The organism is Vibrio sp. D54 (genome assembly GCF_021728075.1).
GTDB classification, from domain to species: Bacteria; Pseudomonadota; Gammaproteobacteria; order Enterobacterales; family Vibrionaceae; genus Vibrio; species Vibrio alginolyticus.
The window spans coordinates 241,120-253,258 of record NZ_JAKKCS010000004.1; the positions used below are offsets into that span (position 1 = coordinate 241,120).

13 protein-coding genes are annotated in these 12,139 nt (G+C 46.6%); 7 read left to right on the forward strand and 6 right to left on the reverse strand.

Annotated features, from left to right (window positions below; genetic code table 11):
- Window positions 1-95: 95 nt before the first annotated feature.
- Window positions 96-668 carry a protocatechuate 3,4-dioxygenase gene (locus L3V37_RS07565; RefSeq protein ID WP_213901646.1) on the forward strand — a complete coding sequence of 191 codons (573 nt, stop codon included), beginning with the start codon at window positions 96-98 and terminating at the stop codon, window positions 666-668.
- 9 nt (window positions 669-677) lie between these two features.
- Here L3V37_RS07565 and L3V37_RS07570 read toward each other — a convergent pair whose 3' ends face one another.
- Window positions 678-1,508 (reverse strand): LysR family transcriptional regulator, encoded by an 831-nt coding sequence (locus L3V37_RS07570; protein WP_237306099.1) that lies wholly within the window; start codon window positions 1,506-1,508, stop codon window positions 678-680.
- Window positions 1,509-1,626: 118 nt separating this feature from the next.
- Between L3V37_RS07570 and L3V37_RS07575 the strand changes: the two genes are divergently transcribed.
- A complete protein-coding gene (locus L3V37_RS07575) occupies window positions 1,627-2,274 on the forward strand; it encodes a glutathione S-transferase family protein (RefSeq protein ID WP_237306100.1) in 648 nt (215 codons plus the stop codon).
- 84 nt (window positions 2,275-2,358) lie between these two features.
- Here the strand turns inward: L3V37_RS07575 and L3V37_RS07580 are convergent, their stop codons facing one another.
- Window positions 2,359-3,030 carry a type 1 glutamine amidotransferase domain-containing protein gene (locus tag L3V37_RS07580; RefSeq protein WP_054576772.1) on the reverse strand — a complete coding sequence of 224 codons (672 nt, stop codon included), beginning with the start codon at window positions 3,028-3,030 and terminating at the stop codon, window positions 2,359-2,361.
- 117 nt (window positions 3,031-3,147) lie between these two features.
- On the opposite strand from L3V37_RS07580, the gene L3V37_RS07585 reads away from it, so the two are divergent.
- Complete coding sequence (locus tag L3V37_RS07585) at window positions 3,148-4,032, forward strand: LysR family transcriptional regulator (RefSeq protein WP_042521059.1); 885 nt, start codon at window positions 3,148-3,150, stop codon at window positions 4,030-4,032.
- Between the two features lie 59 nt (window positions 4,033-4,091).
- On the opposite strand, the gene L3V37_RS07590 is transcribed toward L3V37_RS07585, so the two are convergent.
- Window positions 4,092-5,753, reverse strand: coding sequence for an electron transfer flavoprotein-ubiquinone oxidoreductase (locus L3V37_RS07590; RefSeq protein WP_213911987.1), 1,662 nt, complete (start codon window positions 5,751-5,753; stop codon window positions 4,092-4,094).
- Window positions 5,754-5,891: 138 nt separating this feature from the next.
- Here L3V37_RS07590 and L3V37_RS07595 point away from each other — a divergent pair, with 138 nt between their 5' ends.
- Window positions 5,892-6,857: an electron transfer flavoprotein subunit alpha/FixB family protein gene (locus tag L3V37_RS07595; protein WP_237306101.1), complete on the forward strand. Its 966-nt coding sequence runs from the start codon at window positions 5,892-5,894 to the stop codon at window positions 6,855-6,857.
- A gap of 67 nt (window positions 6,858-6,924) precedes the next feature.
- On the opposite strand, the gene L3V37_RS07600 is transcribed toward L3V37_RS07595, so the two are convergent.
- The 3 genes from L3V37_RS07600 to pdhA are packed head-to-tail and all read right to left on the reverse strand — an operon-like array spanning window position 6,925 to window position 10,140.
- Window positions 6,925-8,073, reverse strand: a complete 1,149-nt coding sequence (locus tag L3V37_RS07600) for a dihydrolipoamide acetyltransferase family protein (RefSeq protein ID WP_213901652.1) — start codon at window positions 8,071-8,073, stop codon at window positions 6,925-6,927.
- Window positions 8,070-9,053 (reverse strand): alpha-ketoacid dehydrogenase subunit beta, encoded by a 984-nt coding sequence (locus L3V37_RS07605; RefSeq protein ID WP_042521051.1) that lies wholly within the window; start codon window positions 9,051-9,053, stop codon window positions 8,070-8,072. The genes L3V37_RS07600 and L3V37_RS07605 overlap by 4 nt, the downstream gene beginning before the upstream one ends.
- Window positions 9,046-10,140 (reverse strand): pyruvate dehydrogenase (acetyl-transferring) E1 component subunit alpha, encoded by a 1,095-nt coding sequence (pdhA, locus tag L3V37_RS07610; RefSeq protein ID WP_025998586.1) that lies wholly within the window; start codon window positions 10,138-10,140, stop codon window positions 9,046-9,048. The genes L3V37_RS07605 and pdhA overlap by 8 nt, the downstream gene beginning before the upstream one ends.
- Window positions 10,141-10,205: 65 nt before the next feature.
- Here pdhA and L3V37_RS07615 point away from each other — a divergent pair, with 65 nt between their 5' ends.
- The 3 genes from L3V37_RS07615 to L3V37_RS07625 all read left to right on the forward strand — a co-directional run bounded on the left by L3V37_RS07615 (window position 10,206) and on the right by L3V37_RS07625 (window position 12,067).
- The gene (locus tag L3V37_RS07615) at window positions 10,206-10,400 is read left to right on the forward strand and encodes a hypothetical protein (protein WP_127891143.1); all 195 of its coding nucleotides are present in this window, start codon (window positions 10,206-10,208) and stop codon (window positions 10,398-10,400) included.
- A 396-nt stretch (window positions 10,401-10,796) separates the two neighbouring features.
- Window positions 10,797-11,117 carry a DOPA 4,5-dioxygenase family protein gene (locus L3V37_RS07620; protein WP_005375836.1) on the forward strand — a complete coding sequence of 107 codons (321 nt, stop codon included), beginning with the start codon at window positions 10,797-10,799 and terminating at the stop codon, window positions 11,115-11,117.
- A gap of 326 nt (window positions 11,118-11,443) precedes the next feature.
- Window positions 11,444-12,067, forward strand: a complete 624-nt coding sequence (locus L3V37_RS07625) for a hypothetical protein (protein WP_237306102.1) — start codon at window positions 11,444-11,446, stop codon at window positions 12,065-12,067.
- Window positions 12,068-12,139 lie beyond the last annotated feature (72 nt).

Consider the following 12,139-nt stretch of genomic DNA (forward strand, 5'->3'; position numbering starts at 1 on the left):
GAATGACTCTCTTGTAGGGGCATTTTTTATATTCGTCATGGCAAATTCCTCAAGTTCCCCCAAACTTAATTCAACGCAATTGTATTGGTGGCACCATGGAAAGAAGACACTTTTTAGCGCTGTGGACATTGTTGTTCGTACCCTCTTTAAAAGCGAAAGCACCAATCCGGCCAACGCCAGCACAAACTGAAGGGCCATTTTATCCAGTAGTGAACATTCCTCTTCGTCAAAACTTGATTCTGCAATCAGAAGGTTTGGTCGGTGAAGCTATCGTGTTGCAAGGTAAAGTCGTAGATACATCGGGAAACCCAGTTTCAGGCATCAAAGTAGAAATCTGGCAATGCGATGGGCAGGGGATTTACGATCACCCTAAGCAGCCAAATAATGATAAGTTTGATACTCACTTTGCAGGTTTTGGCGCGGTAGAAACTCAATCGGATGGTCGCTACTTATTCCAGACTCTGTATCCCGTGCCTTATGCCTCTCGTCCACCGCACATTCACGTTAAGTTGTGGCGGGATAACCAAGAGCTTCTGACCACTCAGTTGTACTTAAAAGGCAATACTGGTGATGAATGGTGGGGTGGCAAAGCCCGTGATTATCTACAGTTTGAAACCATACGAACCGACGGGCGGTTAACGGGCGAATTTAACTTTGTGATTGGCTAGCTAATCCGGTTAAGCCATTAACTCAACCAATTGCGCCAAGCATTCTTTATCCAGTATCGGATGAGGCTCGACGCCCGTGACCAAAACGATATCCACGGAAGGTAGCGATGGCATATCGTCTAAGATCTTAAGATCCTCGCTAACGCTAATACTGCCCATCGCACCGATAGCCATGCCTGAACGTACAATTGCTCGTTGTGCGGAGGCCGTATTGCAACATGCCAGTAGTTGATAAGGAGTACCACGTTTGGTTAATCCGTCTACTGCTGCCGCATGGTATTTGCAGTCGGTTTGGAATAGGGCGAGAGGGAGAGGTTGGGCTTGCTCGATGTCAAAATCAGGATGAGCAATCCACACGCCTTTGTCGCTTGCTAGCCAGTAACCTTCCTCACTGTCCGGTGCTCTTGTCACAATAGCGGCGTCTAGCTTTCCTTCATCAAGTTTTTCTCTCAAGGTGATGCTTGGCTCACTGAAGACTTGAATTGAACATGTGGGCTCAGATTGCTGTAATACGCGGATGACTTTAGGCAGGATATTGTCGTTGTAATCCTCGGGGCAACCTAAGCGAAGAGGGCGCTTGTTTTCATAGCGCTTCACTTGTTTCAGTGCTTGATTGTGCAAGTTAACCAATTGCTCGGCGTGAGAGCGCAGTGCCAGCCCTGCTTCACTCAATACTAGGTTGCGACCTTCTTTTTCAAACAAGCTGACGCTGAGTTCGTCTTCTAGCTTACGCATTTGTGCACTGAACGCGGATTGGGTACGATTAATCTGCTTGGCTGCACGAGTGAAACTGCCCGTTTCTACAAAAGCCAGAAAGCTGCGTAACGCATCGATATCCATATCTAAAACTCATCCATCGTTTTTGTTGAAGTGTTCCATCAAAACTATCCGTTAGTCCCCTTAAATACAATCAGATATTGTGAATGGGTAATCAAAACACGAACCGCATGGAGGCGTCATGAAACTGTTTATTGCTAATCAAAACTACTCAAGCTGGTCACTGCGCGCATGGTTGATCTTTTCTCAATTCAAACTAGATGTCGAAGTCACCAAGCTCAAATTATTCACAGAAGATTTTTATAAGACCTTGGAAGGTATTACACCAACCGCGAAAGTACCTACCTTGGTGGATGGTGACGCAACCGTGTGGGATTCATTAGCGATTTTGGAATACGTTAACGAGCAATACTTACAAGGTAAAGCTTGGCCAAGTAAGTCTGCAGAACGGGCTAAAGCACGCGCCATTGCATCAGAAATGCATTCGGGTTTCTTTGATTTAAGAAACGAACTCCCAATGAACATCCGCGCACACAGAAAAGTCGACTTAACGAAGGGTGCGCTTAAAGATATTGCTCGTATTGACGCCATTTGGGTAGAGCAAGCCAAGCTGTATCCCAACGGCTGGTTATTTGGAGAATGGTCGATTGCAGATGCCATGTATGCACCTGTGGTATTGCGTTTCCAAACTTACGGCATCGAGCTATCGGAAGGTGCCAAAGCATACCAACAGAAGGTGCTAGCAAGTGAATCTTTACAGCAATGGCTGGAAGAGGCGAGCCAAGAAACAGATATCGTAGAAGAGGACGAGGCAGGGGAAGAAGTATAAGCGCATCTTGCGATCGCCTGTAGCAAGGGAAAGCATGACAAAGCACGCTTTCCTCTTCTAGGATGGTTGTCGTTTCCGGCGCGTTTAAGCTAGGTGTTCAACAATCGCTCTGCCTACGCCGTGTGCGCTCGTTGGGTTTTGACCTGTGATGACACGATCATCCACAATTACAAACTCTTGCCATGGTTGCACTTTAGAGTAGCGCGCTGCGCCACGAGCAAGAGACTCTTCCAATAGGAATGGGATGTCGTTGATGGTGCCGAAGTCGATCTCTTCTTCACGAGTGAAGCCTGTTACTGATTTAGACGCAAGCAGCTTTTCGCCATTGCTAAGCGTGATAGGGAGAAGAGCGCCTGGACCATGACAAACTGCTGCCACAATACCGCCATCTTCATAGTGTTTTGCAGAAATCTTGGCAAAATCTTCGTTGCTCGCTAGGTCTGAAAGAAGACCAAAACCACCCGGATAGAAGATCGCATCATAGTTGTCACCGTTGATTTGTGACACTGGAATCGTGTTGTTGATGCGGTTCTGGAAATCATCATCCGCCAAGATTTTCTCGTTCACTGCGTCGCCTTCGATGTCGGTTCCGTACAGTGGTGCTTGTCCACCTTTGATAGAGGCAATGTCGTAATCGAAGCCTGCACCTAGTAGCTCGCTAAGGGCATGAGTGAGCTCTGGCGCGTAAGTTCCGTTTGCTTGGTCAGTTTCACCAAGAGTCGCATGGTTCGTCACAATGATGAGTACTTTCTTCATGATGGTTTCCTTTTTGGCTTACGTGTATTTGTTGAACACCTTCATACTAATTGCTAAACAAATAAGTGATAATACGATTAATTGGCAAAACATTATTGCTATATAGCAAAGGTAAGTATGGACAGTTTTGAAGGCATCAATGAGTTTGTTACGGTTGCTGAGAGCTTAGGTTTTTCTGCAGCGGCAAAACAGTTAGGTTGCAGTACCAGTCATGTCAGTCGCCAAGTCACAAGATTAGAAGAGCGATTAGGTGTCGCTTTGTTAGCCCGTTCGACAAGAATGGTGAGTCTAACGGAAGCGGGGCAAGCGTATTATCAGCAGTGTAAAGAATTGGTGATTGGGCTTCAGCAAGCCAATGAACAGCTCACCACGCAGCAAACTCAGTTGAGTGGTACGTTACGCGTGAGTGCCGCTGGTGCGTTTTCTGAGAACCATGTAGCGCCTGCCTTGATGGCGTTTGCCAAGCAACATCCTAATCTCACGGTAGAAATCAACTTCAACACCAGCATGGTCAACTTTATTGAAGATGGCTTCGATTTCGCTATTCGTTACGGAAGGTTGAGTGATTCAGGCTTGGTTGCGAGAAAGCTGGTGGATCGTCCCATGGCAGCGGCAGCCAGTCAGCGTTATCTCGATGAACATGGTTTGCCAACGCACCCCGAGCAACTCAAGCGTCATAGCTGCATTATTGCCAACAAAGACGTTTGGTTGTTTGAAAAAGACGGCAAGCCTTTAGATGGCGTAAAAGTGCAGGGCAGATGGAAGAGCAATAACGCACACACGGTCTTGCAAGCCTGTGCAGAAGGATTAGGTGTGGCGTACTTACCGAAGAGCAGTTTCAACGATGCTATTTCGTCTGGTCGTTTGGTGCCAATCCTAGAGCCCTATTGGGGAAGCGGCAACAGCAGCTGGATTGTTTATCAGAATCGTCACTTTCTACCACTACGAGCGCGATTGGCTATCGACTTCTTGCTTGATCATTTTGTCGATTGGCAGGAGTAATGAGGCTCTGCCAATCGGTTTGTTTATCCATTTGTTAGATCGTCAACATACTAACGTATCTACATGTTTTGATAGCTTGGTCCACCGCCACCTTCTGGTGCTTTCCACGTGATGTTTTGCGAAGGATCTTTGATGTCACAGGTTTTGCAATGCACGCAGTTGGCGGCATTTATCTGAAACTTCAACTTATTGTCCACTTCCACCACTTCGTAAACCCCAGCGGGGCAATAGCGCTGACTCGGTTCGTCATACATACCTAAATTCACATCAATTGGAATGTGAGGGTAAGTCAGAACAAGGTGACAAGGTTGATTCTCTTCGTGCTGTGTTCCCGACAAAAATACCGACGAAGGCTTATCAAAACTGATTTCACCATCTGGTTTTGGGTATGCAATTGGGTGGCACTCTTGTTTAGGTTTTAACTGCTCATGATCGTGCGAATAGTCCTTGATAGACCAAGGTAACGGCTTCTTAACCAGTGGTTGCCACAGGTTGTGTTCAAAAGTCGAAAGAGCACCGCCCAGTATGCTGCCAAACTTATGAATGTTCGCACCAAAGTTACGCGTTTCAGCGAGTTCGTCATACAACCATGATGATTCAAACAACGACTGGTAGTCTGGCTCAGAAGCTCCAGTTTGTCGGGCCGTATGTACCGCTTCTGCTGCAATGATTCCGGATTTCATTGCTGTGTGGCTGCCTTTAATTTTAGCAACGTTCAAAGTCCCCGCATCACAACCAATCAATAAACCGCCAGGGAATTGCTGTCTCGGCAGAGAGGAAAGTCCACCTTTCGCAATGGCTCTTGCGCCGTAAGCGATGCGCTGAGCACCTTTCAAATGTGGTTCAATAGCAGGATGGTGTTTAAAGCGTTGAAATTCGTCAAACGGACTCAAGTAAGGATTGCTGTAATTCAAGTCGACAATAAGCCCCACGGCGATTTGGTTGTTCTCCATGTGATAGAGAAAACCGCCGCCTGTGGTATTTGTTTCACTCAAGGGCCAGCCAGCGGAGTGGATAACACTGCCAGATACATCCTTACTGTCAGTGGGTAACTCCCATATCTCTTTTAGGCCAAGCGCGTAGTGCTGTGGTTGCTTTCCTGCGTCTAGGTCGAACCTTTGAATAAGCTCTTTACCCAGATGTCCGCGACAACCTTCAGCAAAAAGGGTGTATTTTGCCCTTAGCTCGATACCTGGTTCAAAGTTAGGTTTGGCCTGGCCGTTCTTATCTAGTCCCATATCGCTCGTGTTAATGCCTGTCACTGCGCCAGTCTGATCATAATTGATGCTTGCAGCGGCAAAGCCCGGAAAAACTTCCACCCCAAGATTTTCAGCTTGGTTAGCGAGCCAACGGCAAAGGTTGGCAAGGCTAATTACGTAATTATTCTCGCCATTTATCATTGGACGCGGTGTAAGGAAGTGGGGAACGCGAATATGGTTTTGTTCAGTAGTAAGATAAAGGAAATCATCTCGTTGAACTGAGGCTGCTAGCGGGGCGTCCATTTCTTTCCAATTGGGGAAAAGCTCATCTAAGGCACTAGTTTCAAAAACAGCGCCAGATAAAATATGCGCGCCCACTTCTGAGCCTTTTTCTACAACGCAAATTGAAAGTGCGTCATCTTCACTGTCTTGGTTGAGTTGAGCTAGTCGACAAGCTGCACTTAAGCCCGCAGGTCCGGCCCCCACGATCACGACATCAAACTCCATGCATTCTCGTTCCATCTCTATGCTTCCTTTCTATTATCGTCATCTGCGTGACAGGTTTTTGGTTTCTATACAGAAAACTATAGCTCAGTTGACGTTAACGTGAAGTGGACTAAGCTCAAGTAATGGATCTGACGTGTTATATGAGGCATGACCATGGAAGACCGACCATTAGCAACACTTGTGCTCGCAGAGCATGACAACCAATCGTTGGCTGTAGGGACGCTGTGTGCAATTAAAGCGGCATTTGAGATTAAGGATGATGATAAATCGCTTCCTGTTGCTGTGTTGCTTATTGGTTATCAGTGCCAATCAGTTTTGGATGAGTTGAATTGTGTTCAGGGTGTTGCAGAAATTATCTGGGTTGATGCGAAGGGATATGAACATGGATTAGCGGAAAATATCGCACCTTTGATCTCACAAGTAGCCAAAAACTACTCACACATTCTTTCTCCTGCCAGTACATTTGGTAAGAATGTGATGCCTCGTGTGGCGGCGTTGCTTAATGTTGGTCAACTTTCTGACGTGATGACAATCGAGTCTATCGATACGGTGATTCGTCCAATTTATGCTGGAAATGCATTGGCGAGAGTCACGTCGAATGATCCCTATAAAGTGATGACCATAAGAAGTACGGCTTTTGATGCCGCAGAGCTATCTGACACGCCAGTTGTCCCTAAGCTTACTCAAGTCGACACGGTGATTATCAATAAACTTAGTGAGTTTGTTTCGCAACAAACGCCAGAAAGTGAGCGACCAGAATTGCCAGCGGCTAGAGTAGTAGTGTCGGGTGGTCGTGCATTCGGGAGTAAAGAGAAGTTTGTTTTAGTAGAACAATTGGCTGACAAGCTAGGTGGAGCGGTAGGGGCGTCACGAGCGGCTGTCGATGCGGGCTATGTGTCTAATGACCATCAAGTCGGGCAAACCGGCAAAATTGTTGCACCGGAGTTATACATTGCCGTCGGAATTTCTGGCGCGATCCAGCATTTGGCGGGAATGAAAGATTCCAAGGTGATTGTTGCAATTAATAGCGATCCTGATGCGCCTATTTTTGACATTGCAGATTATGGATTGGTCGACGATTTGTTTGTGGTAATGCCTGAGCTGTTAGAGAAGCTGTAGATATAGTCTTGCTTCCTAAAACAAAAGGCTTCCGGACTGGAAGCCTTTATCATTTGATTTTTATAAGTTACTTTTCGCTCGGACGTTGCAGGTGCGCTGCAAGTACTTTCGTAAACCTTGCAGCTTCACCACCAGTACAAGCGCGATGATCAAACGTTACGGATAGCGGCATTGCTTTCACCGAAATTGCTTGACCATTTCTTATCACAACTCGGTCGAGTATTCGGCCCGCGCCGACAATAGCGACTTGTGGCGGTGTGACGACAGGTGTTGCGTAAATACCGGCAATCGCGCCGAAGTTGGAAAGCGTAATCGTCGCGTGCTGCAATTGCTCACGACCGATTTTTCTCTCTCTGATCCCTTCAACGGTTTGATCGAGCCAACGACGAACATCTTGTGGCTCGTATTCATCTGCGTGGCGCAAGACTGGCACGTACAATCCATGACGGCTATCTACTGCAATTCCTACATTGACCGTTGTGTGTACACAGCGTGTCATGGTTTCGGCATCAAACCAAGCGTTTAAAGCGGGCTCTTCTTGACACGCATGAACAATCGCTTGAACAAGGCGGATACTGATATCTTCGTTTGGCAGCCAATCTTCCAACAATGCTTCTTCCGTAATGGTTACGGCAGCAATATGTTCGTGCGATTCGGTCATAGACGATACCATGGTACGTCGAGCGCCTTTCAAAACTTCGGTGCCTGGACGCTGTTTTCCGGCTTCGTCGTAAATATCGGCATCTACGATAAGTCCGTTCGGGCCACTACCTGACACAAGGTTAAGATCTACCCCAAGTTTTTGTGCCAACAAGCGAGCCGAAGGCAGGGCGGTAACGAGGTTACTTTCTGTCGTGTTGTGGTTGCCACCAATCCAGAAATCATCAACGTTAACATGATGCGCTTGGTGAGAAACGCTACCGACGACGGTTGCGGCGTCAGCAGTGGCTTTTTTCTCTGCCGTTACTTCTCTCCCGGCACCTGTTTCATCAATCTCTAGCAGTAATGCACCAATATTGACGATTTCACCTTCCTCACCATGACGGCTGACCACACGGCCCGAATAGGGGGCAGGGACGTCTACCGTCGCTTTTGCTGTCTCTACGGTTAAGATCACTTGATCTAATTTAACCATGTCACCGACATTAACGTGCCATTTTACAATTTCTGATTCAGCGAGGCCTTCGCCGAGATCGGGTAAGTTAAACGTCTTCATTTCCAATCCTCCACGAGTTCGCGCGCTGCGGTCACAATGTCTTCTTTCTGAACCATGAAATAATCTTCGTTACGGTAATAAGGCATAATGGTGTCCATTCCAGTTACTCGTTTAGGTGGGGCTTTAAGTAAGCACATGGCGTGTTCAGCGGTTCGAGCTAATAGCTCAGATCCCACACCACAAGTTTTACTCGCTTCATGAACAACGAGTAAACGTCCAGTTTTTTCTAGTGAGCTGAAAATCGTCGCGGTATCAATTGGCTTAATACTCGCCAAATCAATCACCTCGACTTCAATTCCCTGACTAGACAAGGTTTGCGCGGCCTGAAGTGACTCTACGACGCATGCGCCCCAAGTAACGAGCGTGATATCTCGCCCCTTGCGTAAGGTGAAGCAGGTGTCGAGTGGGAGTGCTTCGCCGTTATCAACGACTTCAGATTTAACGGTGCGATATATGCGCTTCGGTTCGAAGAACATGACGGGATCATTGCTTCTAATTGCAGCGAGAAGTAAGCCGTATGCGCGTTGTGGAGAAGAAGGAATCACCACTTTAAATCCAGCAGTGTGAGCAAATAACGCTTCCACGCTTTCTGAGTGGTGTTCCGGAGCGTGGATACCGCCGCCAAATGGCGCACGGAAAACCGCGGGACAAGTGAGCCGACCGCGAGTTCTGTTACGCATTCGAGCCGCGTGGCACATTAAGTGCTCCATCGCAGGAAAAACGAAACCTTGAAACTGAAATTCGGCGACAGGTCGTAATCCTTGCGTTGCCATACCGACCGCAACCCCGCCGATTAAGGCTTCAGCGAGTGGCGTATCGATGACTCGTTTAAGACCAAACTCTTGCTTGAGTCCAACAGTGGCACGAAATACACCACCATTATCGCCCACGTCTTCACCTAGTACGACAACATTGGGGTCTTGTTGCATTTCGTGGTGCAGGGCAAGGTTTACTGCTTCAACCAACGTTAGCTCAGCCATGTCTGCCTCCCTGCATTCTCATTGCCTTGTTGATGAGTTCATCTCTTTGTGCATGAAGCTCTTGAGGTAGCGATTCATACAAATAATCGAAACCGGTTTCTGGTGCTTGTGGCGGTAAGCTCAGATAGCGTTCAACAGCTAACTCTACTTGCTCTTTACAGTAATCTAGCCATTGCTGTTCTTGTTCGTCGCTCCAAGCGCCTTGATTAAGGAGGTACGTTTTAAGACGTGCGATAGGTTCGTATTGCCATGCAGTTTGAACATCATCTTCTTTACGATAACGAGTCGCATCATCGGCCGTAGTGTGGTCACTCAGTCGGTAACTCACCGCTTCGATGAGTGTTGCGCCTTTCCCTTTTCTTGCTCTCTCAAGGGCGGTTTTAGTTGCATCATAAACGGCGACGACATCGTTACCATCGACAGTAATACCTGGTATACCTGCACCTTGCGCTTTTTCTGATAAGAAATCGGCGGCACATTGGAGACTACGCGGCACTGAAATTGCCCACTGGTTATTGTTTACGACGAAAACAAGTGGAATATTCCAAGTACCTGCGCAGTTTATCGACTCAAGAAAGTCCCCTTTGGATGTACCACCATCGCCGCACATGACTAGCGCAGCTTCATGGTTACCTTGAATTTTTAGTGCGGAAGCCACCCCGACAGCATGCGTACATTGCGTCGCTATGGGTACACAGTAGGGAAGGTCTCGGCTAGGAACCGGACTGCCTTCAGGAGCAAAATCACTCCCGCGCTCATCGCCACCCCAGTATTGAAGGTTCTTTTCCATGCCAATGCCACGACACCACATCGCAGGCATATCGCGGTAGTAAGGAACAAACACATCATCGGCTTTAAGTGCTCTGCCGACCGCAATGCCTATGGCTTCCGCGCCTAAGTGTGAGGGATAGGTCCCTAGCTTACCGGTGCGTTGCAAGGCAACTGCTTTGTTGTCGTAAGTGCGAGTTAATACCATATCTCGGTAAAACCCGACCAATGTTTCAGTGTCAGCCCAGTTGGGTAGTTGGCCGACTAGGTCCCCACGATGGTCGATAAACCGATGCATGGGTAATGCCTGAACGTTCATCTCAAGCTCCTTTTGACGCTGCGGGTCTTTTGGACTGCAGCTGTTCATACAAAACCAGAGTTTGTATGGGTACTCAAACTCTGATATCAGCGCAAAGGCCATACCTAAGGTTGCGTGTGCTTTCGATAGCGGTAGGCATCTGTTCGTCCCTTAAACTATTTGTCGATAACATCGCTGCGACTATTTCACCGCAAGATACAGAGAAAGGCTTTTCTGTATCTAACCCTCTAACTAAATCGTGGTATAGCCAGATACAATAAGTGTAAACAAATTGTTAAATTATGCTTCATTTTGACTTTCGCTCAGTAGTAAAGTTTTGCTTACACCCTAATTTTGCAGAGTAATATGCTGATATTTTGTTGTTGGCATTTTTAAACTCGAATTTAATTACTGGTTAATGAAATATATTTGCAACAAAATTTGGCTGTAAAATTTGACAAAGTGAGTCATTATTAATGAATCAACTCAAACAGTTGCTATATGATGAATTGCAAATTTTTGTTGTGCTCGAAGCCTCGACCTTATGAGAATGCATAACTTCTTCCCAACTGAGTGGAATCAAGGTAGGGTGACGGCATTACAAATGTATACCCTCGGCAGTCCTTGAGCTTATCCAAAGTAGGTGGTGCTCAAGTGGAAGTGATTATGGAGAAGTTATGTACCACGCTCATGTTTATTTTCCCCTAAGAGAACAAGATAAAGCGCAAGCCTTGAACGAGATCATCCGTCAAGAGCGTCAAGATGTGCTGCGTGTGTTTCCATTAGTTGGAAGGTTAGTTGGCCCACACAAGATGCCGATGTTTGAAATTCACCTAGAATCATTGAGTGAAGAGTTCTTGGCGTGGCTTGATACGATTCGAGGCGATTTTTCTGTGCTTATTCACCCAGTAAGCGAAGAAGAGTTGCTCGATCACACAGAACGCGCGATTTGGTTGGGCAGAGAGATTGGTGTATTTGAAGAAAAGTTAGAGAAATAGTTGCTCCTCTCGCCCATGCATGACCGCTTTGAATCCTTCTCTTCTCATTGCGGTCGCAGCTTCTGCTTAACGCCTCATCTTCATTGATGGGTGCGGAATCCCTCTCTTACGCTTTGCTGTAGCCATTTTTGTGCTAAACCTAAAAGTAGGCTTTCGAACTTCACGCACAAAGCGTGAAAATATCGCTGTTTAGCATGCCATTAAATGAGTTTTGGTGGTAATAAAATAATAAGTCTTTGATAAATCAAATAGGTATAGCAGGGAAGTGCAGTTTACGACTCCAACGCCATTGGCAGTGGCGCCGATAATTTCTGAGGGGGAAGGGTATGTTTTCAATACTCTTGGTTATACTTGCACTCTATATATTTTGGCTGTTGTTTCGCAACGGGCCTGAGTTTGCCGGGCGTACCGCCCAAAAAAAACGTGACTGGGTAGGGCCTACCGCCAACAAAGAAGAGTGGCGAGGATTTTGTAGGGATGTATTTCAGCCGTTCAGTTCTCAAACGACTTTCTACGCTATTGCTTATTTTGCCAATTACGTAGCAGCAGCGAACGCAATATCTTGGTCAACGATATACGAAGGCGATTATCCGGTCATCATAAGCCGATTTGGTAGCTACTTCATTTTAAGTACGCATGATGCACTGGTCGTAGCTGGGTTTATTGCGCTTGCTTTCTTTATCATTAATTGGCAACTTGCCATGCGCTGCTCTGGTATTCTTAGCCAGTATCTAGTGCGGATTCTTATTATTAATCAAAAGCGCTTTGTCGCGATTAGCTTGGTGTTTTGCAGCTACTTTTCGTACCTACTGACGCTTGGTATATTCTGGCTGTTCCATGATGGGTATTCAATCTGGCATGGATTAATGCTTAGCCCGGTGTTCCTGTTGTTAGCTTTATTGGTAGCGGTTGTTGTGCCATCTGCAAAAAGAGAAAGTAGTGTACCTTAGATAGATTTTCCACGTTAAATTACATTCGATTTTAGGATAGTAATTCTTATGCCATTAAGTTAGCATTGCCAG